The sequence below is a fragment of the Streptomyces sp. NBC_01352 genome (assembly GCF_036237295.1).
GTDB lineage: Bacteria > Actinomycetota > Actinomycetes > Streptomycetales > Streptomycetaceae > Streptomyces > Streptomyces plumbiresistens.
Genome location: NZ_CP108354.1, coordinates 8,716,857 through 8,742,166 on the forward strand (window position 1 = coordinate 8,716,857; position 25,310 = coordinate 8,742,166).

Below are 25,310 nucleotides of genomic sequence, written 5' to 3' on the forward strand. Positions count from 1 at the left end.
AACGTCCGGGGCGTGACCAGCGAGATCACCCTCTTCGTCAACCCCACCGCGGGTCGCGGCCGGGGCGCCCACGCGGCGCAGCCGGCCGCTTCCGCTGTGCGGGCGGCCGGATTCTCCGTGCGTACGGTCCTCGGTGCGAACGCCGAGGACGCCCTCACGCGCGCGCGTGCCGCCGTCGCGGACGGCACCGGCGCGCTGATCGCCGTCGGCGGCGACGGCATGGCGAACCTGGCCCTCCAGGCGGTCGCCGGCACCCGCACCCCCTTCGGCCTGGTCGCCGTCGGTACCGGCAACGACTTCGCGCGCGCCCTCGGCCTGCCGGTGCGCGACCCGGCCGCCGCGGGCCGGCTGATCGCCGACGCCCTCAAGGGCGCCCGGCTGCGTGACATCGACCTCGGTCAGGTGGACGGCCGCTGGTTCGGCACGGTCCTCGCCTCCGGCTTCGACTCCCGGGTCAACGACCGCGGCAACCGCATGCGATGGCCGACGGGGCGCCTCAAGTACGACCTGGCGATGCTCGCCGAACTCGCCGCGTTCAAGCCCTTCCCGTACCGGATCACGCTGGACGACGGTGACGTACGGGAGGTCGAGGCGACCCTGGTGGCCGTCGGCAACGGGTCGTCGTACGGCGGCGGCATGCGGATCTGTCCCGGCGCCGACCTCACCGACGGACTGTTCGACATCACGGTGGTCGGCGACTGCAGCCGTACGACGCTGCTCAGGGTGTTTCCGAGCGTGTACCGCGGCCGGCACGTCGACCATCCCAAGGTCACGGTGGTGCGGGCGGCCAAGGTCGAGATCGCCGCCCGGGGGATCAGCGGGTACGCCGACGGCGAGCCGTTCGGGCCGCTGCCGCTGACCGCGCGCTGTGTACCGGGTGCGGTGCGGGTCATAGGGCCGTGAGCTGCGCGGATTCGATGTTTATCGTCATCGGATCCGGATAATGATCGTCCTGTTGTCAGTGGGGCCCGGTAGTCTCGAAAGCACGATGACAGAGGACCTCTCACCGGCCGAGCGGTATGCGGCAGCACGTAGGCGCGCTGTCGACCAGGCCACCGCGCTCGCCGGTTTCCGCGAGATGTACGACTTCGGCCTCGACCCCTTCCAGATCGAGTCCTGTCAGGCACTCGAGGCGGGCAAGGGCGTCCTGGTGGCCGCGCCCACCGGCTCCGGCAAGACGATCGTCGGCGAGTTCGCCGTCCACCTCGCCCTCCAGCAGGGCAAGAAGTGCTTCTACACGACACCGATCAAGGCGCTGTCGAACCAGAAGTACGCCGACCTGTGCCGCCGTTACGGCGCGGACAAGGTCGGCCTGCTCACCGGCGACAACAGCGTCAACTCCGATGCCCCGGTGGTCGTGATGACCACCGAGGTGCTGCGGAACATGCTGTACGCGGGCTCGCAGACCCTCCTCGGCCTCGGATACGTGGTCATGGACGAGGTGCACTACCTCTCCGACCGCTTCCGGGGAGCCGTCTGGGAGGAAGTGATCATCCACCTCCCGGAGTCGGTCACCCTCGTCTCGCTGTCGGCCACCGTGTCGAACGCCGAGGAGTTCGGCGACTGGCTCGACACCGTTCGCGGCGACACCGAGGTGATCGTCTCCGAGCACCGGCCCGTGCCGCTGTTCCAGCACGTGCTCGCCGGGCGGCGGATGTACGACCTGTTCGAGGAGGGCGAGGGCCACAAGAAGGCCGTCAACCCCGACCTCACGCGGCTGGCCCGCATGGAGGCGAGCCGGCCGTCGTACCAGGACCGCAAGCGCGGCCGTGCGATGCGGGAGGCGGACCGTGAGCGCGAGCGCCGGCAGCGCTCCCGCGTCTGGACGCCGAGCCGGCCCGAGGTCATCGAACGGCTCGACGCCGAGGGCCTGCTGCCCGCCATCACCTTCATCTTCAGCCGCGCCGCCTGCGAGGCCGCCGTGCAGCAGTGTCTGTACGCGGGCCTGAGGCTCAACGACGACGAGGCGCGGGAGAAGGTGCGCGCCCTGGTCGAGGAGCGCACGGCCTCCATCCCGACCGAGGACCTGCACGTCCTCGGCTACTACGAGTGGCTGGAGGGCCTGGAGCGCGGCATCGCGGCCCATCACGCGGGCATGCTGCCGACGTTCAAGGAGGTCGTCGAGGAGCTCTTCGTACGCGGCCTGGTCAAGGCGGTGTTCGCGACCGAGACGCTCGCGCTGGGCATCAACATGCCCGCGCGGTCGGTGGTGTTGGAGAAGCTCGTCAAGTGGAACGGCGAGCAGCATGCCGACATCACACCGGGCGAGTACACGCAGTTGACGGGGCGTGCGGGCCGGCGCGGCATCGACGTCGAGGGTCACGCGGTCGTGCTGTGGCAGCGCGGCACCAGCCCCGACCACCTGGCGGGACTGGCAGGCACGCGCACCTATCCGCTGCGCTCCAGCTTCAAGCCGTCGTACAACATGGCGGTCAATCTGGTGGAGCAGTTCGGCCGGCATCGTTCGCGGGAGCTGCTGGAGACGTCCTTCGCGCAGTTCCAGGCCGACAAGTCGGTCGTCGGGATCTCGCGGCAGGTGCAGCGCAACGAGGAGGGGCTGGACGGCTACAAGGAGTCCATGACCTGCCACCTCGGGGACTTCGAGGAGTACGCGCGGCTGCGCCGCGAACTCAAGGACCGCGAGACCGAGCTGGCCCGGGAAGGCGTCAACCAGCGGCGTGCCGAGGCGGCCGTCGCGCTGGAGAAGCTCAAGCCGGGGGACGTCATTCACGTCCCCACGGGCAAGTACGCGGGGCTGGCCCTGGTGCTGGACCCGGGACTGCCGGCCGGGCGGTCGAACGGCCACCGGGGCTTCGAGCAGCACGACGGTCCGCGCCCGCTGGTGCTGACCGCCGAGCGGCAGGTCAAGCGGCTCGCGTCGATGGACTTCCCGGTGCCCGTCGAGGCGCTGGAGCGGATGCGGATCCCGAAGTCCTTCAACCCGCGCTCCCCGCAGTCCCGTCGGGACCTCGCCTCCGCGCTGCGTACCAAGGCCGGGCACATTCCGCCGGAGCGGGCCCGCAAGAAGCGGTCGCAGGCCGCCGACGACCGGGAGATCGCCCGGCTGCGCACCGCCCTGCGCGCGCACCCCTGCCACGGCTGCAACGACCGTGAGGACCATGCCCGTTGGGCCGAGCGCTACCACCGGCTGCTGCGTGACACGTCGCAGCTGGAGCGGCGTATCGAGGGACGCACGAACACCATCGCCCGGACGTTCGACCGGATCGTCGCGCTGCTGACCGAGCTGGACTACCTGCGGGCCAACGAGGTCACCGAGCACGGCAAGCGGCTGGCCCGGCTGTACGGCGAACTCGACCTGCTGGCCAGCGAATGCCTGCGGGCCGGTGTCTGGGAGGGCCTTTCCCCCGCGGAACTGGCCGCCTGCGTCTCGGCGTTGGTGTACGAGTCCCGGGTCGCCGACGATGCCATGGCGCCCAAGGTGCCCTCGGGCAAGGCGAAGGCCGCGCTCGGTGAGATGGTCCGGATCTGGGGGCGTCTGGACGCCCTGGAGGAGGAGTTCCGGATCAACCAGACCGAAGGTGTCGGCCAGCGCGAGCCGGACCTCGGTTTTGCCTGGGCCGCGTACATGTGGGCCTCCGGGAAGGGGCTCGACGAGGTGCTGCGCGAGGTGGAGATGCCGGCCGGTGATTTCGTGCGCTGGTGCAAGCAGGTCATCGACGTGCTCGGGCAGATCTCGGCCGCGGCGCATGCCGAGGGGTCGACGGTCGCGAAGAACGCGCGCAAGGCGGTCGATGAGTTGCTGCGGGGTGTGGTGGCGTACTCGTCGGTGGGCTGAGCCGCGCCGCTGCGCTGGGCTGGGGGCGGATGCCTGTGCGGTCTTGTGGGGGTGCGCGTAGCGCCCTCGGTTGGGTGGTGGGTCGGGGACGTGTCGGGGGGTGTCCGTCCTCGGAACGGCGCGGAATCGGTTTCTCATCGAGGTGCCGGTGTTGACGCGCCAACCGCTGCGGGCGGACACCCCCCGACACGTCCCCTTTCCGCCGTGGGCGAGTGCGGGTGCGTGGGGGCGAACTGGACCTCAGCGGTTCAGATACGGGCGCCAGCCGCCGTACGACGTGATGTCCTCGGCGTCCTTGAGGGCGCTCGGTTCGCACAGGAAGCCCGGGAGTCGGGTGCCGTCCGCCAGTTCCACGCTGCCCAGTGTCATTGGTCGGGGGAGGGACGTGAGGAGTGTGCCGAGGGACTCCGCGGGGAGGCGCCATACCTCTGCCTCGATCGCTGACCCGCCTTCACCGACATGGACGAGACCCGGTTTGGGCGGTTCTGTGGCCAGTGCGTGCAGGTGGTAGACGGGTGCGGTGGTGGTCGTACGGTCGAGGCGGGCGCCCAGGGACAGGAGTTGGGGGTTGAGCGGCTGGCCGGTGAGGTGGGCGCCCAGCACCGCGAGGTGGGTCTCCGGTCGGAGCAGGGCGGCGATGCGGGCCAGGCGTTCGTCCGTGAACGCCGGGCCGATCAGCATCACGCCGAAGGGCAGGCCGTCGACCTCGCCGGCGGGGGCGGCGACCGCGGCCAGGTCGAAGAGGTTCGTGGAGTTGGTGAAGCGGCCCAGGCGGGCGTTGGCGCCCAGGGGGTCGGCGGCCACCTCGGCGAGGGTGGGATGGCCGGGGGCGGTGGGGAGGAGGAGGGCGTCCGCGTCGGCGAGTTCCGCGAGGGCGCGGGTGCGCAGGGCGGCCAGGCGGTCGGTGTCGGCGTAGAGCTGGTGGGCCGGGATGTCTCGGGCGCGGGTGATGATGCCTGCGACCGTGGGGTCGAGGGATGTGTCCTCTTCGGCCATCGCCTTGTCGACAAAGGTGCCCACTGCTGTGTAGCGCTCGGCTACGAACGCACCCTGGTAGAGCATCGCGGCGGCCTCGGTGAAGGGTGCGAGGTCGATCTCCCGCACCGAGGCGCCCGCCTGGATGAGCTGGGCGACCGTGGTCTCGTACGCCTGCGCCCAGCCCTCGTCCAGTTCGCCCAGCTGGTCGCGTGGGGGCACCGCGATCCGCCACGGGCCCGGCGTGCGCTGGGGGAGCGGTGGGAGGTCGCGGTCGGGTGGGGACGCCATGTACGACAGGGCCTGCTCGGCCTCCGGGAGGGTGCGGGCGAACACCGTCACGCAGTCGAGGGAGGCGCAGGCCGGGACCACGCCCGTGGTCGGGACGAGGCCTCGGGTGGGCTTGATGCCGACGATGCCGTTGAAGGCGGCCGGTACGCGGCCCGAGCCGGCGGTGTCGGTGCCGAGGGCGAAGTCGACGATGCCCAGGGCCACCGCGACGGCAGAGCCGGAGCTGGAGCCGCCGCTGATCCTGGCCGGGTCGTACGCGTTGCGGACGGCGCCGTGCGGGGAGCGGGTGCCGACCAGGCCCGTCGCGAACTGGTCCAGGTTCGTGGTGCCCAGCACGATCGCGCCCGCGGCGCGGAGGCGGGCGACGACCGGTGCGTCGGTGTGGGGGTTGTACGCGTACGACGGGCAGCCCGCGGTGGTGGGCAGGCCGGCCACGTCGATGTTGCCCTTGGCGGCGAACAGGCGACCGGCGAGGGGGAGTGGTTCGAGGGAGGCGACCCGTTCGTCGATCGTGCGGGCCTCCGCCTCGACCTCCGGCTGCGGACGCAGGTCGATCCAGATCTCGGGGCGGTCAACGGCGGCGATGCGGGCGTAGGCGGCGCGGACGCGGGCGAGGGTGGTGGCCATTTCTTGTTCCTCTTTCACTGTGCGGCGGGGGCCAGGACCAGCAGTGCCGTCCCCGCCTCCACCTGGTCCCCGGGCCTGGCCAGGATCTGAGCGACCACGCCGTCCATCGGCGCGTGCACCCTGGACTCCATCTTCATCGCCTCCAGGGCGAGCAGTGGCTGTCCGGCCGTCACCGCGTCCCCCGGTTCGACGTTCAGCTGCCATACGGACGCGGCGAACTCGGCCTCCACCAGACGGCCGCCCGCGGGGACGGTCACCTCGGCCGGGGGAGCGGCCGGAGCGGCCGCCGCCTCGGCCCGGGTGAACTCGCCCGCCGCCTCCCACGCGTCCCGCTCCGCCGAGAACGCGGTCTGCTGGCGGGACCTGAACTCGGCGATCGACTCGGCGTTCTCGGCCAGGAACGCCTGGTACTCGGCCAGCGAGAAGGTGCCCTCCTCGATGCGGGGCACGAAGCGGCCGGAGGTGATGTCGGCGCGCAGGTCGAGGAGTTCGTCGGCGTCCACCGGGTACCACTTGATCCGGTCGAAGAAGCGCAGGAGCCAGGGGGAGCCGGGCTCGAAGGCGCCGCGTTGCTGCCAGCCCGACCAGACCTGGGTCGTCCGGCCCACGAACTGGTAGCCGCCGGGGCCCTCCATGCCGTAGATGCACAGGTAGGCGCCGCCGATGCCGACCGAGTTCTCGGCCGTCCAGGTGCGGGCCGGGTTGTACTTGGTGGTCACCAGGCGGTGGCGGGGGTCGAGGGGCGTGGCCACCGGGGCGCCCAGGTAGACGTCGCCGAGGCCCAGGACTAGGTATTCGGCGTCGAAGACCGTGTCGTAGACGTCGTTCACCGAGTCCAGGCCGTTGACGCGGCGGATGAACTCGATGTTCCACGGGCACCAGGGCGCGTCGTCGCGCACGCCCGCCATGTAGCGGGCGATCGCCTCGCGGGTCGCCGGGTCGTCCCAGGACAGGGGGAGGTGGACCGTGCGGGAGGGCACCACCAGTTCGTCGCTCGGCGGGAGCGATGCCGTGATCTCCCGTACGACGGTGAGGAGTTCGGGCTGCGGGAGGCGGTGCGGGTCGGTGCGGATCTGGAGGGAGCGGATGCCCGGTGTCAGGTCGGTGATCCCCTCCGGGACCTGCTCGGCCACCGCCTCCATGAGAGCGTGGACCCGGATGCGGTGCGCCAGGTCGAGCTGCATCGGGCCGAACTCGACCAGCAGGTTGTCGTCACCGCTGCGGCGGTACGTGACGTCGCCGTCCCGGGCGAGGATGCCGCCGTCCACGATGTCGTCGCGGGGCGAGCCGTCCGCGTCCACCGGCAGGAACCGCACCGTGTCGCCCGGGCGCAGTTGGCCGAGCTTCCAGCGCTCGGTGCTGATCACCGTCGCCGGGCACACGAACCCGCCGAGGGAGGGGCCGTCCGGGCCCAGTAGCACCGGCATGTCGCCCGTGTAGTCGACGGCGCCGACGGAGTACGGGGTGTCGTGGATGTTGGACGGGTGCAGGCCCGCCTCGCCGCCGTCGGTGCGGGCCCAGCGCGGCTTCGGGCCGACCAGGCGGACGCCCGTGCGTGCCGAGTTGAAGTGGACCTTCCAGTCGGCGGCGTAGAAGTCGTGGATGTCGTCCTCGGTGAAGAACTCCGGGGCGGCATGGGGGCCTTCGACGGCCTTGACGTGCCAGACGGCAGCGAAGTCCGGGCGGTCCGTCTGCGTGACCGGTGTTCCCTGGACGACCGTTCCGCCGTGCAGGACGTCTCCCGTGCGCAGCGCCCGTCCGCCGTGCCCGCCGAACCGGCCCAGCGTGAAGGTGCTCGCGCTGCCCAGGAAGGCGGGCACGTCGAGGCCCCCGGCGAACAGCACGTAGGTCCGCAGGCCGTGTTCGGAGGGTGCGCCGATCTCCAGTACGGCCCCCGGGGGCACCGTCACCGGCTCCCACTGCGCGACCGGCGTACCGTCGACGGTGACCGGGGCCGGTGCGCCCGTCACGCACACGGTCGTGGGGTGGGTGAACCTCAAGGTCGGGCCCTGGAGGGTGCATTCGAGGCCGGGGGCGCTCTCCGCATTGCCGAGCGCCTGGTTGCCGAGCCGGAAGGACAGGTCGTCCATCGGGCCGCACGGAGGGACGCCGACCTGCCAGTACCCGGTGCGGCCAGGCCAGTCCTGCACGGTGGTGAGGGTGCCGCCGGAGACGACCTCGATGCGCGGAGTCGGGTCGCTGATGGCGGCGAGTGTGGCCGTGGAGTGCGCGGCGGTCGTGACGTCGCGGTGCGCGAGCGCCGCCCGCACCAGGCCCAGGTTCGTCTCGATGCCGTCGACGCGGGTGCGGGCCAGTGCCTCGTCCAGCCGCCGCAGCGCGTGCGCCCGGTCCGGGCCGTACGCGATGACCTTCGCGAGCATCGGGTCGTACGACGTGGTCACCTCGGTGCCGGTCTCCACCCAGCTGTCGACGCGCACGCCCGGCGGGAACTCGACCCGCGTCAACAGGCCCGCGCTGGGCCGGTGTTCGCGCGAGGGGTTCTCGGCGTAGACCCGGGCCTCGACGGCGTGGCCGCGCGGGGTGCCCGGGTCGCGGACGACGTCCTGTTCGCCGCGCGCCAGGCGGAGCATCCAGGCGACCAGGTCGACGCCGTAGATCTCCTCGGTGACCGGGTGCTCCACCTGGAGACGGGTGTTGACCTCCAGGAAGTACGCCTCCTCGCGGGCGGCGTCGTAGACGAACTCGACGGTACCGGCGGAGCGGTAGCCGACGGAGGCGCACAAGTCACGGGCGTTGGAGGCGAGTTGGTCCCTCACGTGGTCCGGCAGTCCCGGTGCCGGGGCCTCCTCCAGCACCTTCTGGTTGCGGCGCTGGAGGGAGCAGTCGCGGTCGCCGAAGGAGACGACCCTGCCCTCGCCGTCACCGAAGACCTGCACCTCGACATGGCGGGCGTGCTCGACGAGGCGTTCCAGGAAGACGCCGGCCAAGGAGAAGGAGGCGGCGGCGACGCGCTGCACGCTCTCCCAGGCGTCGGCCAGGGCCTCGGCGGAGTGACACGCCGACATGCCGATACCGCCGCCACCGCCGGTCGCCTTGAGCATGACCGGATAGCCGATCTCGGCGGCGTGTGCGAGCGCTTCGTCCAGCGACGCCAGCAGTCCCGTGCCCGGAGCCAGCGGCACCCCGGCCGCCTGGGCCGCCGCGCGGGCCGTGTGCTTCGCGCCGAACAGGTCCAGCTGCTCCGGCGTCGGGCCCACGAACACGATCCCGGCGTCCTCGCAGCGCCGGGCGAAGGCCGCGTCCTCGGACAGAAAGCCGTAGCCGGGGTGGATCGCGCCCGCGCCGGAGTCCTTCGCCGCCCTCAGCACCAGGTCGGCGTCGAGGTACGACTCCTTCGCGGGCGCCGGGCCGAGTCGCACCGCCTCGTCGGCGAGCCGTACGTGCGGGGCCGAGCGGTCCGCGTCGGAGTAGACCGCGACCGTACGCAGGCCGAGTTCGCGGGCGGTACGGATGATGCGGACCGCGATCTCGCCCCGGTTGGCGACGAGCAGGGTGTCGAAGGTCATGCGGCGCCCGCCTCGGTGATCGTCATCTCCACCGCCGTCGGCTCGAAGCCGTTGCACGGGTTGTTGATCTGGGGGCAGTTGGAGACCATGACGAGGACGTCGCGCTCGGCGCGCAGGGTCAGCGCCAGGCCGGGAGCGGACAGCCCGTCGACGATGCCGAGGGTGCCGTCCTTCTCGACCGGCACGTTCATGTACCAGTTGATGTTGGAGACCAGGTCCCTCTTGCCGAGGCCGTGCCGGGCGCCCTCGGCGAGGAAGTTGTCCACGCACGCGTGCTGGGACCAGGTGTGATGGCCGTACCGGAGGGTGTTCGACTCCTTGGAGCAGGCGCCGCCGACCGTGTCGTGGCGGCCCACGTCGTCCGCGACCACCGTCATGAGGGGGGTGTACTCGTTCGACATCAGCACACTGCCGGTGGTGAGGAAGATGTTCCCCTGCGCATGAATCGTGTCGGGGGCGCTGTAACGGACCGACGTGTCGTGGGCGTCGTAGACCAGGAAGTCGACGGCCTGGTTGCCGTGCAGGTCGGTGACGGTGAGGGTCTGGCCGGTGCGTATGACGGCGGACCACGCGGCGCGTGCGGGAACGACGGTGGTGCTCATGCGATCCCCCTGGCGGCAAGGAACTCGGCGGTGTTCAGGAAGGCTCGGCGGCCCTCGGGTGTGGCGTCCCACAGCGGGTCGTCGGGGCCGGTGGCCGCGGCGCGCCAGGCGAGCACCTCCAGCGGGGTGCTGACGTACTCGGCGCGGGGGTCGGCCGGGTGCGGGACGTTGGCGATCAGGACCGTCAGGTCCTGCTCGGCGCGCAGCGTCACGCTGAGGCCGGGGCCGGCCGAGCCGGCGAAGTCCAGGGCGCCGTCCTCGCGGACCTCCACGCTCTGGAAGAAGGAGAGCGACGGCGGCAGGTCGCGGGGCTCCAGGCCGTTCTTCGCGGCGGCCAGCTTGAACAGCTCCCGGCCGGCGGGGGAGGGGCTCTGCGGGGTGCCGTCGCCGTAGCGCTCGGTGTTGCGGACGAGGGTGGAGGTGCCGCACAGGGCGTCGTGCCGCCCGGAGGTGTCGGCGATCACCGAGGCGAGGACCCGGCCCTGGTCGGACAGGAGCAGCTGGCCCTCGCCGAGGTAGGCGTTCCACTGGACCTTCACCGTGTCGGCCACGTTGAGCCGCTCCCAGGGCCGGTCGGCGACGAACAGCAGCAGGTGGGCGCAGGCGTCGCCGTGCGTGTCGGTCAGGCGCAGTTCGGTGCCGCGGGCCAGCACCCGGTGCGTGTAGTTGCCGCCCGCCACGGTCTCCGCCCACACCAGGTGGCCCGCCTCGCAGGGCGGGTTCGGCCAGGTGCCGGCCGGTACGACGGGCATGGCCTCGGTGCGCGTGCCCTCCTGGGCGCGTGCGTGGGCGCGGGCTCCGTATGTGGTCGCTGTCGCCATACCGGCACCTCCGGCTGTGGGTCTCGGGGCTGATTTCTGTCGCTTGACAGAAATTAGGGGCGGGCCGGGTCACGGGCGTTGCCGCACTGTTGCCGCTCGGTTACCGGGCCCTCACGAAGATCGCCACGGAAGGGCGTGTGCGAGGATCGACCCATGGGGACAGCAGGCGCAGACCGGAGCCGACGGGTGGGCAGGCCGCGGGCCGCGCAGCGGCCGGACAGCGGACTCGAACCGCGCGAGGAGCTCCTCTTGGCCGCCGCGGAGTTGTTCACCACGCTCGGCTACGCGGCCACCTCCACCCGGGTCGTCGCCGAGCGGGCCGGGATGCGGCAGGCGTCCATGTACCACTACGTCTCCGGCAAGGAGGAGCTGCTCGCCGAGCTCCTGGAGTCCACGGTCACGCCCTCGCTGGCGTACGCCCGGGAACTCCTCGCCGACGACGCCACCCCGGCCGAGGACCGGCTGTGGGAGCTGTGCCGCGCCGACGTGGAGGTGCTGTGCGGCGGACCGCACAACCTCGGCGTCCTCTACCTGCTGCCCGAGGTGCGCGCCGAGCGGTTCGCCGGCTTCCATGCCGTGCGCGCCGAACTCAAGGACGCCTACCGGCAGTTGCTCGCCGCCACCGAGGCGGGCGGCGCGCTCGCCAAGAGTGAGCTCGACCTGCGCACGGACCTCGTGTTCGGGCTGATCGAGGGTGTCATCCTCGTGCACCGCTCCGATCCGGAGCGACCCGTGTCGGCGTTCGCGGAGGCCACGGCCGACGCCGCGCTGCGCATCGCGGGGGTCTGAGGCTCCTCGCGCCGCTCCTTCAGGGGCACTTCACCCGTCACGGTGAGTGTTTTCGCATGCCCGTACGCCGTGACGCACCGTGTGCGAACGGAATCGCAGCGTGTAAATGGAGCCGAGAGTACTCCTCTCCGCGGGCCCATTTCAGGTGCTTGCTGAATATGACACGGCGATGATCCGGTCGGACTAAGCTCGCCCGCAGCACACCGAGTTGAGATGTATTCGTGCGTTTGTTCCCGAAAATACCGAAGATCCCGACAGGTCCATGACGTACCCCCCTGCAAGCTCCCCCGACCCCCAGCCGATTTGTTTCAGAGGGCCCACATGGTGAGTGTTCAATCTCCTCCCAGTCGCCGTGAACTTCCGTACGCGCGCGTGCTGTTGCTGCCCGCCATACTGATGGCCGCGGCGACCGGGGCCGCCGTCGCCGTGGTGACGGAACCGGCCCGGGTGGCCGTCGGCTCGTGCGGAGCCGTCGCCACGCTGCTGGTGATCGCGATGGCGGCCGAAGCGATGCGGCGCCGCCGCGACCTACGGGACGTGCGCGCGGAGCACGCCCGTCACACCGCGTATCTGGAACGGCGGATCGCCGCCCACGACGAGGAGATGACCCGCCTCGCCAAGGAGATCGCGCCGGCCGCGCTGGACCGGCTGCGCCGTGGAAGTACCCCCGGAGAGGTGATTCGTCACCTCGGCGACATGGACCCCGCCTGGCGCGATCTCCCCGAGGCGCAGGTGTCCTTGATCAAGACGGTGCTCAAGATCGTCGACCAGGAAGAAGTCCTGCGCGACTCCACCCAGCGCTCCTTCGTCAACATCGCCCGCCGCGTCCAGGCGATCGTCCACCAGCAGGCCAGTGAACTCCGCGAGATGGAGGAGGACCACGGCCGCAACCCCGAGGTCTTCGACGACCTGCTGCGCATCGACCACGGCACCGCGCTGATCGGGCGGCTCGCCGACTCCATCTCCGTCCTCGGCGGCGGCCGCCCCGGCCGTCAGTGGCCCGAGCCCGTCGCGCTGTACAGCGTGCTGCGCGGCGCCATGTCCCGGATCCTGGAGTACGGGCGCATCGACCTCTCCTCGATCGCCAAGGTCAACGTCAAGGGCACCGCCGTCGAGCCCGTCATCCACGCCGCGGCCGAACTCCTCGACAACGCCACCCGCTACTCCCCGCCGCAGACCAAGGTGCACGTCACCGCCACCGAGGTGCAGACCGGCGTCGCCATCGAGATCGAGGACGCCGGCGTCAGCCTCAGCGAGGAGACCCGCGCCCGGGCCGAGGGCATGCTGGAGCGCGCCAAGGCGGGCGTCGACTTCCAGGACCTCGGCGAGTCGCCGCGCCTCGGCCTCGCCGTCGTCGGCCGGCTCTGCAAGACCTACGACATGCAGGTCTCGCTGCGCGCCTCCGCGTACGGCGGGGTCCGCGCGATCCTCGTCGTGCCCAGCGACATGCTCACCTCCGAGCCCGGCGTCGGACTCGCCCACGGCATCGGCGCCACCGCCGTCCCCCAGGTCGACCTCGGTGCCCTCCCCGGTCCCAAGCGCACGATCAAGAAGCGCCGCCCCACCAGCCCCAAGATCACGGCCGCGCTCGCCCTGGAGGACGACGTCCCCGAGGTCACCGAGTGGACCGCGAACGGACTGCCGCAGCGCCGCAGCCGCGTCAAGACCTCGCTCACCCAGCGGTACGCCGAACAGGCCGCCATCGAACAGGCGGAACGGGAGGGCCGGCCCACCATCTGGTCGACCGCCAAGCGGGACCCCGAGCCCGAACCCGAGCCAGAGCCCGAGAAGGCGCCCGAACCCCCACCGGGCCTGTGGGTCCAGGCGTTCTTCGACGGACTCAAGCGCCCCGGCTCCACCGCAGTCACCCAGCCGACCAATGAACCGGCCCACGTCGAGGCCGACGACGAGGGGAACCTCAAGTGATCCAGCAGCGAGGCAACTTCGACTGGATGCTCACGGACCTCGCCAAAGGCGTACCGGGCATTCAGATGATCGTGGTGCTCTCCGCCGACGGCCTGCGCATCGCCCGCCACGGCGGCGACCCGGACACCGCCGACCGCGTCGCCGCGGCCTGCGCCGGCCTGCAGAGCCTGGCGACCGCCGTCGCCCAGGAGATCCCGGGCAGCGACGGCGAGATGAAGATGGTCCTCATCGAGATCAACGGCGGCTACTTCTATCTGATGGCCGCCGGTGCCAACGCCTACCTCGCGGTGCTCTCCGACGTGCGTGCCGAGCCCGGCTTCATGAGCGCCCGCATGAGCGACCTGGTCGTCCGGATCGGCGCGCACCTCACCAGCCCGCCCAGGCGCAACGGCCAGACCGTATGACTCCTCCGCAACGCCAGCGGCGATTCCCCAAGCCAGAACCCGTTCCGCAACCGCCCCCGCGGGAGGAACAGGAACCGCCCGAGGGACAGAAGAAGAACCCCGAGCGGCTGTACGTGATCACGGGACCGGACGGCGTCGAGCGCGTCGAGCTCGACCTGGTCACGTTAATCGTGGCGCGCGCCGACCCACCGCCCTCCGCCACGCCCGAGCAGGCGGCGCTGCTCCGGCTGTGCACGGCTCCCCTGTCCGTGGCCGAACTGTCGGCCTACCTCAGTCTGCCGTTCAGCGTGGTGACCGTCCTGCTCACCGAGCTGGTGACGGCCGAACTGGTGACGGTCCGCGCCCCGATCATCCGCCAGGCGCTGGCCGACCGTTCCCTCCTCGAAGCGGTGATGCATGGACTTCAAAAGCTCTGACACCATCACGGGTCCACGAACAGAGGACCACCTCCCGCAGACCGCCGAGGCCGCGGTGAAGATCGTCATCGTCGGCGGCTTCGGGGTCGGCAAGACGACCATGGTCGGCTCGGTCAGCGAGATCAAACCGTTGACCACCGAGGAGACCATGACGCAGGCCGGCGTCGGGGTCGACGACAACTACGGTTCCGAGACCAAGACGGCCACCACCGTGGCGATGGACTTCGGCCGCATCAGCATCACCGACCAGCTGGTGCTCTACCTCTTCGGCACCCCCGGCCAGGAACGCTTCTGGTTCCTGTGGAACGGCCTGTTCGAGGGCGCGCTCGGCGCGGTCGTGCTGATCGACACCCGCCGCCTCGAGGTCAGCTTCGACGTCATGGGACGCCTGGAGGAGCGCGGGGTGCCGTTCGTGGTCGCCGTCAACTCCTTCCCGGACGCGCCTCGTTACCCCGTCGAGGACCTGCGTACGGCGCTCGACCTGAGCGAGGACATCCCCATCATCGAGTGCGACGCGCGCCGCCGCGCCTCCAGCCGGGACACGCTGATGACCCTCATGCGCTTCCTGCACTCCCTCGCGATGACGGGCGCGCTACGACGATGACCGCGCACCCGCCGCGACGCGCCGGCCCCGGCCGGACACGGCTCCCCAGCCCAAGACAGCCCCGCAGACAGACACGGCAACCGGATCCACTTCGGAGCGACCACTGTGACGCCTGAATCCCACTCCCTGACCGGTACGGACCCCTCCCTCGCCCCGCCGCCCGGCTGCCCAGCCCACGGCCGCGGACCCGGCGGGCTGCACCGGCTCTACGGACCCGAGGCGGAGGACCTCGGCTCCCTGTACGAGCAACTCCGGGACGAGCACGGCCCGGTGGCGCCCGTGCTGCTGCACGACGACGTACCGATGTGGGTGGTGCTCGGGCACACCGAGAACCTGCACATGCTGCGCACGCCCTCGCAGTTCTGCCGGGACAGCCGCATCTGGACCCCGCTCCAGGAGGGCATGGTCAAGCCCGACCACCCCCTCATGCCGCACATCGCCTGGCAGCCCATCGCCTCGCACGCCGAGGGCGACGAGCACCTCAGGCTGCGCGGCGCGGTCACCGGCGCCATGTCGACCATCGACCACCGGGGCACCCGCCGCCACATCAACCGCCACACCCAGCGGCTCGTCAACCGCTTCTGCGAGGAGGGCACGGCCGACCTCGTCAGCGAGTTCGCCGAGCACCTCCCGATGGCCGTGATGTGCGAGATCCTCGGCATGCCCGACGAGTACAGCGACCGGCTCGTGCAGGCGGCCCGCGACGCGCTCAAGGGCACCGAGACCGCGATCGCCAGCCATGGCTACGTCATGGACGCGCTGAGCCGGCTCACCGCCCGCCGCCGCGCCCAGCCCGAGGAGGACTTCACCAGCCACCTCATCACCCACCCGGCGCGACTGACCGACGACGAGGTCAGGGAGCACCTGCGCCTCGTGCTCTTCGCCGCCTACGAGGCCACGGTCAACCTGCTCTCCAACGTGCTGCGCATGGTGATCACCGACCCGCGCTTCCGCGCCCAGCTCAGCGGTGGGCAGATGACGGTGCCGGAGGCGGTCGAGCAGTCCCTGTGGGACGAGCCGCCGTTCAGCTCGGTCTTCGCCTATTTCGCCAAGCAGGACACGGAGTTGGGCGGCCAGCGCATCCGCAAGGGCGACGGACTGCTGCTCGGCATCGCGCCGGGCAACATCGACCCGCGGGTACGTCCCGACCTGACCGCCAACATGCAGGGCAACCGCTCCCACCTCGCCTTCGGCGGCGGACCGCACGAGTGCCCCGGCCAGGACATCGGCCGTGCGATCGCGGACACCGGTGTCGACGCGCTGCTGATGCGGCTGCCGGACGTGGAACTCGACTGTGACGAGGAAGAGTTGGGCTGGGCCGAGTCGATCGCCTCGCGCCACCTGGTGGAACTGCCGGTCCGGTTCGACCCCAAGCCGCAGCAGGACGTGATGGAGAAGCCCGGCCACGCCGCGGTCCCCTCGCAGCGATCCACCTGGCAGGTCGGCACCCACCCGCCGCAGCCGGCCCCCGCGGCCGTGGCGCAGCCCCAGCCGGCCGCGGTCCCGCCGCAGCCCGCCGCCCCCGCGCCCGAACCGGTCCGGCCGATGGGCGCCTGGCGGCGCTTCCTGCGCTGGTGGCGCGGTTACTGACCGGCCCACTCGTCGTAGGCGGCCCACGCCCGAAGAGTCCTCGGACTCCGGAACCGGTGCGTCACCCCCGTGACCGGATCGGTGAACTCAAGGCTCCGCGCCAGCAGTTGGAGCGGACGCCGGAAGTCACCGGCCGGCACGGGGCCGGTCACCACCGGGTAGAGCGGGTCGCCGAGGATGGGTACGCCGAGGCGATTCATGTGGACCCGCAGCTGGTGGGTCTGCCCGGTCGCGGGAGTGAGCCGGTAGCGGCCGAGGCCCGGACCGCCGTGCTCGGCCAGCTCGACATGGCTGACCGCGTTCGGCTCGCCCTCGACCTCGTACGCGGCCAGCACCCCGCGTTCCTTCACGATCCGGCTGCGCACGGTCCGGGGCAGGGCGAGCGCGGGATCGTACGGCGCCACCGCCTCGTACTCCTTGCGCACCAGCCGGTCCCGGAACAGCGACTGGTACGCGCCGCGTTCTTCGGGCCGTACGGTGAACAGCACCAGCCCGGCGGTGAGCCGGTCGAGCCGGTGTGCGGCGCCGAGGGTGGGGATGTCCAGTTCCCGGCGCAGCCGGGCCAGTGCGGTCTCGGTGACATGGCTGCCGCGCGGGGTGGTGGCCAGGAAGTGCGGTTTGTCGGCGACGACGATGTGCTCGTCGCGGTGCACGACCTCGATCGGGAACGGCACGGGCACCTCGGCCGGCAGGTCCCGGTGGAACCACACGAACATCCCCGGCACATACGCCGCGTCTGCGGACACCGCCCGCCCGTCCGCCCCGACGACCCGTCCCGCGTCGAACATCCCGTCGACCACACCGGCGCCCGCTCCGGAGAGCCGTTCCGCCAGGTGATCGCGCACGGTGACCCACGGCCCCTCGACGGGCAGCCGCACCCGCACCGGATCCACCCCCTCGCGCTGCGGCAGGGGAGAGGGCGGGATCCGGTGGTTGCGTGTCATCACGGGCAAGCGTAAGCGGGTACGCCGTGGCCCCGGCCTTTACGCCGCGACCGCCTCGGGTGCCTCGGGTGCCTCCGCGACCGGCGTACGGGCCCGGTACGCCCGGAAAGCCAGGCCGATCGCCACGGTCACGGTGAGGAACAGCACGGTGAACCACTGGAAGTACCAGTGCCCGCCCGCCGGGTCGTACACCGCTGCCCGTGGCCAGGCGAGGTTGACGGTCATGAACAGGCCGTACAGGAGGGCGAGCGCGTTGACGGGGACGCCCCAGCGGCCGAGGGAGAAGAGGCGGGCGCCCGTCTCGTCGGTGCCTTCGACGGTGAACTCGCCGCGCAGGCGGCGCACCAGGAGCGGGCCGGTGACCATCGCGTAGGCCAGGTACAGCATCACGATGCAGGTGGTGCCGATGGCCAGGAACGCCTCCGGGGAGACGAAGTTGAGGAGCAGCACGGCCGCCGCCAGGACGCCGACCACCAGGGCCGGGGCGCTCGGCATGCCGGTGCGCGGGTTGACCTTGGCGAGGCGGCGGGAGAAGGGGAGCTGGCCGTCGCGGGCCATGGAGAACAGCATCCGGCAGGCGGCCGTCTGGATCGCCAGGGTCGCCACGGCGATCGCCACCACCACGTCGACCAGCAGCGCGCGGCCGACGCCGTCGCCCAGGCTGCTGGTGAGGACGTAGCTCAGGCCCTCGACGGCCAGGCGGCCGTCGGTGAGGCTGGGGGCGGCGAGCAGGCCGCCGAGGACGATCAGGGTGGCGAGCAGACCGGCCGCGCCGAGCGCGACCAGGATCGTGCGGGGCGCGGTGCGGCGGGGACCGCGGGTCTCCTCGCTCATCTCGCCCGCGCTGTCGAAGCCGATCATCACGTACGCCGCCGCGAACGAGCCCACCAGCAGGGCTCCGAGCAGGCCGGACTGGGCGGCGCCCTCGGTGTGGAAGGTGATGCCGGGGGTGCGCTCGGAGTGGGTGAGCAGCAGGACGATGATCAGGACCGCGCCGATGATCTCGGCGGTGACGCCGACGCGGTTGATCACGGACATCACGCGGTTGTCGAGGACGTTCACCAGCGTGGTCAGGGCCAGCAGGATCACGCCGAGGACGGCCGCGTTGGCCGCGCCGTCCGCCGAGGTGGGCGCCGGGTCGGTGCCGATCAGCTGGAAGCCGGACCAGATCGCGGGCAGCACGATCTGCAGGGCCAGCGCGGCCGCCGCGACGACCACGATCTGCCCGATCACCATGATCCAGCCGGCGAACCAGCCGAAGGTGAGGTTGGAGAGCCGGGACGACCACTGGTAGATGGCGCCGGAGATCGGGTAGCGGGCGGCCAGTTCGGCGAAGCAGGCGGCCACCAGGAGCTGCCCGATCAGTACCGCCGGCCAGGTCCAGAAGAAGACGGGGCCGCCGAACGCGTACCCGAAGGCGAAGAACTGGAAGACGGTCGTGAGAACGGAGATGAAGGAGAACCCGGCTGCGAAGGACGCGTACCGGCCCAGGCTGCGGTGCAGTTCCTGGGGGTAGCCGAACTCGGTGAGGGAACGGTCGTCGGGGGAGTGCGGTGGATCGGGGCGTACGTCGGACGGAGTGGTTGTCGTCACGGCGGCACCTGCCTTCGCGCTGAATTCCTGTCGAGCGACAGAAATTAGGCAGAAGCTGTTTCCGCTGCGTCACGTCGCCGTGTCCGGTGCGGGCCCAAGTGCTCACGCTCGCGCGGCGCGCGGTAAGTCGCGATATGTCGCGCCTGTTTTCCGTGGTCGAGACAGTGAAGCGGCGGCACCTCGCAGGTGCCGCCGCTTCAGTGGTTCCTGGGTGACCGGCCGGCTACGCGGCGGGCGTCGCCCCCTCCTGCTCCGCCTCGATGCGCGCGTTCCACTCCCGCTTGGAGGCCTGCCAGCCGTCCTCGTTGTGGCCGAGCCGCCAGTAGCCGGAGATCGACAGGTCCTCGCGGGTGACACCGCGCTCGACCCGCAGGAGATGGCGCAGCTGCTTCACGAAGTGCGCCTCGCCGTGCACGAACGCGTGCACGCGGCCCTCGGGGAACTCCAGCGCCCGTACGGCCTCGGTCAGTGCGTCGCCGATGCGGCCCTCGCCGCGGTGCAGCCAGACGACCTCCACGTCGGAGTCGATCTTCTGCTCCTCCTCCGGCCCGGCGACCTCGATGAAGGCGTGGGCGCGGGCGCCGGCGGGCAGTGCCTCCAGGGAGCGGGCGATCGCGGGCAGCGCGCTCTCGTCACCCACGAGCAGGTGCCAGTCGGCGGTCGGGTCGGGGGTGTAGGCGCCGCCCGGGCCCATGAACCAGACGTTCTCACCCGGCTGGGCGCGCAGGGCCCAGGGTCCGGCGAGGCCCTCGTCGCCGTGGATCACGAAGTCCAGCGTCAGTTCGCGGTGTTGCGGATCCCAGTGGCGGACCGTGTACGTCCGGGTCACGGGCCACTGCTCGCGCGGGAACTCCTCGCGGATCCGCTGCATGTCGAAGGGCTCGGGATAGGTCACGCCCTCGGCGGGGAACAGGATCTTCACGTAGTGGTCCGTGCAGGTGTCCGCCGAGAAGTCGGCCAGACTTTCGCCGCCGAGCACCACGCGCTGCATGTGCGGGGTCAGCCGCTCGGTGCGGAGGACCTGCGCGAAGTGGGGCCTGCGCGGCTGTCGTCCCGGTCGTTCTGCCATGGCGGCCTCCCAGTTCCCTTTGCTTAGGCTTACCTAAGTTAACACCTTCCCCCAGTGAATACCCCCCACATGAGAGGTCCATGAACCTCTCTGTAGGGACTTTTAACCCAGCGCGGCGCCTGCGCCGCCTACGCGACGAGCGTCGCGAGCAGCCGCTGCAATGATCCACCCAATCCCCAGTGGGCGGCCAACTCGTTCAGCGCCACGGCATCGCGCGGCACTCGCGGCAGTGTCGTGTCGACATCCGGCAGCGGAACGTCGTCCGCGACCTTGACGACCTTGGGCGCCACCGCCAGATACGGCCGCGACTCGTCCAGTCGCCTGCGCTGTGCCGGCGTGAGCTTCGCCTTCGGGTCGTCGACCGCGGCAAGGATGCCGGCCAGGTCGCCGAACTCGGCGAGCAGCTTCGCCGCCGTCTTCTCGCCGACGCCGGGCACCCCCGGCAGGCCGTCGCTCGGGTCGCCGCGCAGCAGCGCGAGATCCGCGTACCCCTTGCCGTCGACCCCATACTTCTCGCGCAGCCAGGCCTCGTCGGTCAGCTGCAGCGAGCCGACGCCCTTGAGCGGGTACAGCACCCGCACCTCGCGCTCGTCGTCCACCAGCTGGTACAGGTCCCGGTCGCCGGTGACGATGTCGACCGGGCTCTTGGCCCGTGCGGTGAACGTGCCGATCACGTCGTCCGCCTCGTACTCCGCGACGCCCACGCGTGCGATGCCCAGCGCGTCGAGGACGGCCTCGATGATCGGCACCTGCGGGGAGAGCGTGTCGGGCACCTCCTCCTCGTCGGGCCCGGCCTCGCGCTCCTCCGCGACGCGGTGTGCCTTGTAGGAGGGGATCAGCTCGACCCGCCATTGGGGGCGCCAGTCGGCGTCCATGCAGGCCACCAGGTGGTCGGGGCGGTGGTCCTTGACAAGGCGGTCGATGAATTCCAGGAGCCCGCGCACGGCGTTCACCGGTGTGCCGTCCGGGGCCTTCACGGATTCCGGCATGCCGAAGTAGGCGCGGAAGTAGAGCGAGGCGGTGTCGAGGAGCATCAGTCGTCCGGTCACGCCACGCATCATGCCGTACGGCACTGACAGAGACCCGTCGGTGACGCACAGCTTCTCGCGCGTAAACGTCCTGTGAACTGCACCACCTGGGCGTTTGGCCCCTGAGGGCCAGGGCAGGTGCGGCTTCCGGAGCGATGCCGGTTGCACATTCAAACTGTTGGCGGCCCTTCGCCCCGTCCCTGGCCGCCGAGACAAGAGGTACGTGTGTCATCCAGACTTGAGGCCGAAGCGCTGTACAAAGTGTTCGGCAGACGACCGAACGAGGCAGTCGAACGGCTCCAACAGGGTGCCGACCGCGAGGAGCTGCGTGCCGACGGCACCACCGCGGCGGTGATCGACGCCTCCTTCACCGTGGAACCGGGGCAGATCTTCGTGGTGATGGGTCTGTCCGGATCCGGCAAGTCCACGCTGCTGCGCATGCTCAACGGCCTCCTGGAGCCGACCTCGGGCAGCGTCCGCTTCGACGACGATGACCTGACCTCGCTCTCCGACCGCGAACTGCGCAAGGTCCGCGCGAAGAAGATCAGCATGGTCTTCCAGCACTTCGCGCTCTTCCCGCACCGCAGCGTCCTGGAGAACGCCGCCTACGGCCTGGCCGTCCAGGGCGTGCCCCGCCGCGAGCGCGAGGCGCGTGCCGCCGAGGCACTCGCCCTGTGCGGTCTGGCCGGCTGGGAGAAGTCCTGGCCCGACGAGCTGTCCGGCGGCATGCAGCAGCGTGTGGGCCTGGCCCGCGCCCTCGCCACCGACGCCGACCTGCTGCTCATGGACGAGTCCTTCAGCGCGCTGGACCCGCTGATCCGCCGCGACATGCAGGACCAGCTCCTGCAGCTCCAGGACTCCCTGAAGAAGACGATCGTGTTCATCACCCATGACCTCAACGAGGCCATGCGCCTGGGCGACCGCATCGCCGTCATGCGCGACGGCCGCATCGTCCAGATCGGCACCGCCGAGGACATCCTCATCCGGCCCGCCGACGACTACGTCGCCTCCTTCACCAAGGACGTCGACCGCTCCCGCGTGCTGACCGCCTCGTCCGTCATGGACACGGACATCGTCGGCGACGAGGTCAGCTGCGGCTGCGAGACCGCGACGCCGGACACCCCGTTCGCCGAACTCTGCGCGATCAGCGCCCGCCTGACGCATCCCGTGGCCGTCCTGGACGCGAAACGCAAACTCGTCGGTCGCGTACCCAGGCAGCGCCTCGTCGGCTTCATGGGCGACGAGCAGGGTGAGCCCGAAGCCTGCGACTCCCCGCGGGACAAGGACGGGGACAAGGTGGTGTCCCGTGCCTAGGATTCCGCTCGGCGACTGGGTCAACGACGCCGTCGACTGGCTGCTCAGCCACATGGGCTGGCTCTTCGACTTCCTCAAGTCCGTCTTCACCGGCACCTACGACGCCATCGACGCCGTCCTCCAGGCGCCCGAACCCCTGATCCTCGCGGGCATCTTCGCGGTGCTCGCCTTCTGGCTGCGCGGCACGCTCGCCGGTCTCCTCACCTTCGCGGGATTCGCCTTCATCGACTCCCTCGAACTGTGGGAGGACGCGATGGTGACCCTGTCGCTGGTCCTCGTCGCCACGATCATCGCCCTCGTCATATCGGTGCCCGTGGGCATCTGGGCGGCGCGCTCCAACCGGGTCAGCGGCCTGGTCCGGCCGGTGCTGGACTTCATGCAGACGCTGCCCGCGATGATCTACCTCATCCCGGCGATCCTGTTCTTCGGCACCGGCGCCTCCGCGGGCATCGTCGCCACCCTGATCTTCGCGCTCGCCCCCGGCGTGCGCATGACGGAGCTGGGCATCCGGCAGGTCGACAAGGAACTGGTCGAGGCCGCCGAGGCGTTCGGCACCACTCCGCGCGACACTCTGCTGCGCGTCCAGTTGCCGCTCGCGCTGCCCACCGTCATGGCCGGCGTGAACCAGGTCATCATGCTCGGCCTGTCCATGGCGGCCATCGCCGGCATGGTCGGCACCGGCGGTCTCGGCGGCGACGTCAACGAGGCCATCGGCCAGCTCAACGTCGGCCTCGGCTCCGAGGCCGGTGTCGCCATCGTGATCCTCGCGATCTACCTCGACCGCATGACCAGCGCCCTGGGCGTCCACGTCTCCCCGCTGGGCCGCCGCGCCGCGGCCAAGGCACGCGCCGCGCAGGGCCTGAAGGTCTGGTCGTACCGGCCGCGCCCGCAGATCGCCGTGGTCGGTGTCGTCGTCCTCGCCCTGGTGGCGGGCGGCATGGGCATCTTCGGCGGCAACGGCGGCTCCACCACGGTGGCCGACTCCAAGGACGTCGGCCAGGGCAAGAAGATCAGCATCGGCTACATCCCCTGGGACGAGGGCGTCGCCTCCACCTACCTGTGGAAGGAGATCCTGGAGGAGCGCGGCTTCCAGGTGGACGCCAAGCAGTTCGACGCCGGACCGCTCTACACCTCCCTCGCGCAGGGCACCGTCGACTTCCAGACCGACGCCTGGCTGCCGACCACCCACGAGCAGTACTGGAAGAAGTACGGCAGCAAGCTCGAGGACCTCGGTGCCTGGTACGGCCAGACCTCCCTGGAGCTGAGCGTGCCCTCCTACATGAAGGGCATCGACTCCCTGGAGGACCTCAAGGGCAAGGGCGCCACCTTCGGCGGGAAGATCACCGGCATCGAGTCCAGCGCCGGCATGATGAGCCTGCTCAAGAGCAAGGTCCTCAAGGAGTACGGCCTCGACACCGAGTACAAGGTCGTCGACAGCTCCACGCCGGCGATGCTGGCCGAGCTCAAGCGGGCCTACAGCAAGAAGGAACCGATCGTCGTCACGCTCTGGTCGCCGCACTGGGCGTACAGCGACTACGACCTGAAGAAGCTCAAGGACCCCAAGGGCGCCTGGGGCAAGGGCGACGGCGTGCACACGGTCGCCCGCAAGGGCTTCGCGGACCAGAACCCGGTCGTCGGTGAGTGGCTGAAGAACTTCAAGATGGACGAGAAGCAGCTCACCAGCCTGGAAGCCGAGATCAACAAGGCGGGCAAGGGCAAGCAGCAGGACGCCGTGCGCGCCTGGCTGAAGAAGAACCCCGGCGTCGTCGACAAGCTGGCCCCGGTGGCGAGCGGCTCCGGCTCGACCCCCGCCGAGGCCAAGCGGCCCATCGACGTGGCGTGGTTCCCCTGGGACGAGGACATCGCCGTCACCTACCTGTGGAAGAACGTCCTGGAGCGGCGCGGCTACAAGCTGAACCTCAAGCAGATGGACGTCGGCCCGGTCTACACCGGCCTCGCCTCCGGGGACCTCGACCTCAACTTCGACGCCTGGCTGCCCTACGCGCAGAAGAACTACTGGGACAAGAGCAAGGACAAACTCGCGGACCTGGGCACCTGGTACGAACCGACCTCGCTGGAGGTCGCGGTGCCCTCGTACGTCAAGGACGTCAAGTCCTACGAGGACCTCAAGGGCAAGGCCGACCTCTTCGACGGGAAGATCATCGGCATCGAGCCGGGCACCGGTGAGATGAACCTGCTCAAGACGAAGGTCCTGCCCGGCTACGGCCTGGACAAGGAGTACGACGTCGTCGACGGCTCCACGCCGGCGATGCTGGCCGAGCTCAAGCGCGCCTACGCCAAGAAGGAGCCCGTCGCGGTCGTCCTGTGGTCGCCGCACTGGGCGTACAGCCAGTACGACCTGACCAAGCTGAAGGACGACAAGAAGCTCTTCGGCGAGGGCAACACGATCCGCACGATCTCCAACAAGGAGTTCCCCGGGCAGTATCCGCAGCTCACGAAGTGGATCAAGAACTTCAAGATGAGCGAGGAAGAACTCGGCACGCTGGAGGCCGAGATCAACAAGGGCGGCCAGGGCCACGAGGAGGAATCGGTCGCCACGTGGCTGAAGGAACACCCGGACTTGGTCGGCCGGATGACCCCGCAGTAACCGCCGTACCGAAGCCGCCCGAGGGGTGGGCCTCCCCACGCGTCCTGACAGCGTGTGGCGAGGCCCGCCCCTCGGGTCGTGTCCGGGAGTCCCGTCCAGGGGTACTCGGGGGGTACTCGTCGAGGTACTCCTCCCGTTACTCTCCAGGTACTTGTCCACGAGAAGGATCCGGCCAATCACACAGAGCACGCACCCATGGCCCCGACCGCTGCCCGGCCTGCTGCCGGCCCCTTGGTCGCGCAGAGGAAAACCGCGCCCGCCGACTCCGGGGAGCCGATCCGCTGGCGCGATCTGTGAGGTCCGGTGACACCCCGTGTGTCGTCGATGTGACGGGCGCATGAAACGGTTTGCCGAACCTGCGTAGGGTGCAGAGAACTCATCAAGAG

At 70.6% G+C, this 25,310-nt stretch carries 18 protein-coding genes; 10 read left to right on the plus strand and 8 right to left on the minus strand.

Annotation, left to right across the window (positions count from 1 at the left end; translation table 11 throughout):
• Window positions 1-12: 12 nt before the first annotated feature.
• Together OG252_RS40035 and OG252_RS40040 are read left to right on the plus strand one after the other, a co-directional pair.
• On the plus strand, window positions 13-903 hold the full coding sequence (locus tag OG252_RS40035; protein ID WP_329342332.1) for a diacylglycerol kinase: 891 nt from the start codon (window positions 13-15) through the stop codon (window positions 901-903).
• A 40-nt stretch (window positions 904-943) separates the two neighbouring features.
• On the plus strand, window positions 944-3,796 hold the full coding sequence (locus tag OG252_RS40040) for a DEAD/DEAH box helicase (protein ID WP_266442615.1): 2,853 nt from the start codon (window positions 944-946) through the stop codon (window positions 3,794-3,796).
• Window positions 3,797-4,036: 240 nt separating this feature from the next.
• Here the strand turns inward: OG252_RS40040 and atzF are convergent, their stop codons facing one another.
• Genes atzF through OG252_RS40060 form a run of 4 tightly spaced genes read right to left on the minus strand, consistent with a single transcriptional unit; the run spans window position 4,037 to window position 10,639 of the window.
• The gene (atzF, locus tag OG252_RS40045; protein ID WP_329342335.1) at window positions 4,037-5,689 is read right to left on the minus strand and encodes an allophanate hydrolase; all 1,653 of its coding nucleotides are present in this window, start codon (window positions 5,687-5,689) and stop codon (window positions 4,037-4,039) included.
• A 14-nt stretch (window positions 5,690-5,703) separates the two neighbouring features.
• Window positions 5,704-9,216: a 5-oxoprolinase/urea amidolyase family protein gene (locus OG252_RS40050; protein WP_329342336.1), complete on the minus strand. Its 3,513-nt coding sequence runs from the start codon at window positions 9,214-9,216 to the stop codon at window positions 5,704-5,706.
• Window positions 9,213-9,818, minus strand: a complete 606-nt coding sequence (locus OG252_RS40055; protein WP_329342338.1) for an urea amidolyase associated protein UAAP2 — start codon at window positions 9,816-9,818, stop codon at window positions 9,213-9,215. Before OG252_RS40055 ends, OG252_RS40050 begins: the two co-directional genes overlap by 4 nt.
• The gene (locus tag OG252_RS40060; protein ID WP_329342340.1) at window positions 9,815-10,639 is read right to left on the minus strand and encodes an urea amidolyase associated protein UAAP1; all 825 of its coding nucleotides are present in this window, start codon (window positions 10,637-10,639) and stop codon (window positions 9,815-9,817) included. Before OG252_RS40060 ends, OG252_RS40055 begins: the two co-directional genes overlap by 4 nt.
• A 153-nt stretch (window positions 10,640-10,792) precedes the next feature.
• Here OG252_RS40060 and OG252_RS40065 point away from each other — a divergent pair, with 153 nt between their 5' ends.
• The 6 genes from OG252_RS40065 (at window position 10,793) to OG252_RS40090 (ending at window position 16,368) form a co-directional block, all read left to right on the plus strand.
• Window positions 10,793-11,428, plus strand: coding sequence for a TetR/AcrR family transcriptional regulator (locus OG252_RS40065; RefSeq protein WP_266442626.1), 636 nt, complete (start codon window positions 10,793-10,795; stop codon window positions 11,426-11,428).
• Between the two features lie 321 nt (window positions 11,429-11,749).
• On the plus strand, window positions 11,750-13,354 hold the full coding sequence (locus OG252_RS40070) for a sensor histidine kinase (RefSeq protein ID WP_266442628.1): 1,605 nt from the start codon (window positions 11,750-11,752) through the stop codon (window positions 13,352-13,354).
• Window positions 13,351-13,758, plus strand: coding sequence for a roadblock/LC7 domain-containing protein (locus OG252_RS40075; RefSeq protein ID WP_266442631.1), 408 nt, complete (start codon window positions 13,351-13,353; stop codon window positions 13,756-13,758). The genes OG252_RS40070 and OG252_RS40075 overlap by 4 nt, the downstream gene beginning before the upstream one ends.
• Window positions 13,755-14,174: a DUF742 domain-containing protein gene (locus OG252_RS40080; protein WP_266442634.1), complete on the plus strand. Its 420-nt coding sequence runs from the start codon at window positions 13,755-13,757 to the stop codon at window positions 14,172-14,174. The genes OG252_RS40075 and OG252_RS40080 overlap by 4 nt, the downstream gene beginning before the upstream one ends.
• Window positions 14,155-14,778 (plus strand): GTP-binding protein, encoded by a 624-nt coding sequence (locus OG252_RS40085; protein WP_266442637.1) that lies wholly within the window; start codon window positions 14,155-14,157, stop codon window positions 14,776-14,778. The genes OG252_RS40080 and OG252_RS40085 overlap by 20 nt, the downstream gene beginning before the upstream one ends.
• Before the next feature lie 105 nt (window positions 14,779-14,883).
• Window positions 14,884-16,368, plus strand: a complete 1,485-nt coding sequence (locus tag OG252_RS40090) for a cytochrome P450 (RefSeq protein ID WP_329342343.1) — start codon at window positions 14,884-14,886, stop codon at window positions 16,366-16,368.
• Here OG252_RS40090 and OG252_RS40095 read toward each other — a convergent pair.
• From OG252_RS40095 to OG252_RS40110, 4 genes are all read right to left on the minus strand, one after another.
• Window positions 16,362-17,312, minus strand: a complete 951-nt coding sequence (locus OG252_RS40095) for an RluA family pseudouridine synthase (protein ID WP_329342345.1) — start codon at window positions 17,310-17,312, stop codon at window positions 16,362-16,364. The genes OG252_RS40090 and OG252_RS40095 overlap by 7 nt on opposite strands.
• A gap of 39 nt (window positions 17,313-17,351) precedes the next feature.
• On the minus strand, window positions 17,352-18,905 hold the full coding sequence (locus tag OG252_RS40100; protein ID WP_329342347.1) for an amino acid permease: 1,554 nt from the start codon (window positions 18,903-18,905) through the stop codon (window positions 17,352-17,354).
• Window positions 18,906-19,128: 223 nt separating this feature from the next.
• On the minus strand, window positions 19,129-19,974 hold the full coding sequence (locus OG252_RS40105; RefSeq protein WP_266442649.1) for a siderophore-interacting protein: 846 nt from the start codon (window positions 19,972-19,974) through the stop codon (window positions 19,129-19,131).
• 128 nt (window positions 19,975-20,102) lie between these two features.
• The gene (locus OG252_RS40110; RefSeq protein ID WP_266448726.1) at window positions 20,103-21,032 is read right to left on the minus strand and encodes a 5'-3' exonuclease; all 930 of its coding nucleotides are present in this window, start codon (window positions 21,030-21,032) and stop codon (window positions 20,103-20,105) included.
• 195 nt (window positions 21,033-21,227) lie between these two features.
• Between OG252_RS40110 and OG252_RS40115 the strand changes: the two genes are divergently transcribed.
• Together OG252_RS40115 and OG252_RS40120 are read left to right on the plus strand one after the other, a co-directional pair.
• Window positions 21,228-22,316 carry a quaternary amine ABC transporter ATP-binding protein gene (locus OG252_RS40115; RefSeq protein ID WP_266442650.1) on the plus strand — a complete coding sequence of 363 codons (1,089 nt, stop codon included), beginning with the start codon at window positions 21,228-21,230 and terminating at the stop codon, window positions 22,314-22,316.
• The gene (locus OG252_RS40120; RefSeq protein WP_329342350.1) at window positions 22,309-24,924 is read left to right on the plus strand and encodes an ABC transporter permease/substrate binding protein; all 2,616 of its coding nucleotides are present in this window, start codon (window positions 22,309-22,311) and stop codon (window positions 24,922-24,924) included. The genes OG252_RS40115 and OG252_RS40120 overlap by 8 nt, the downstream gene beginning before the upstream one ends.
• Window positions 24,925-25,310: the final 386 nt, after the last annotated feature.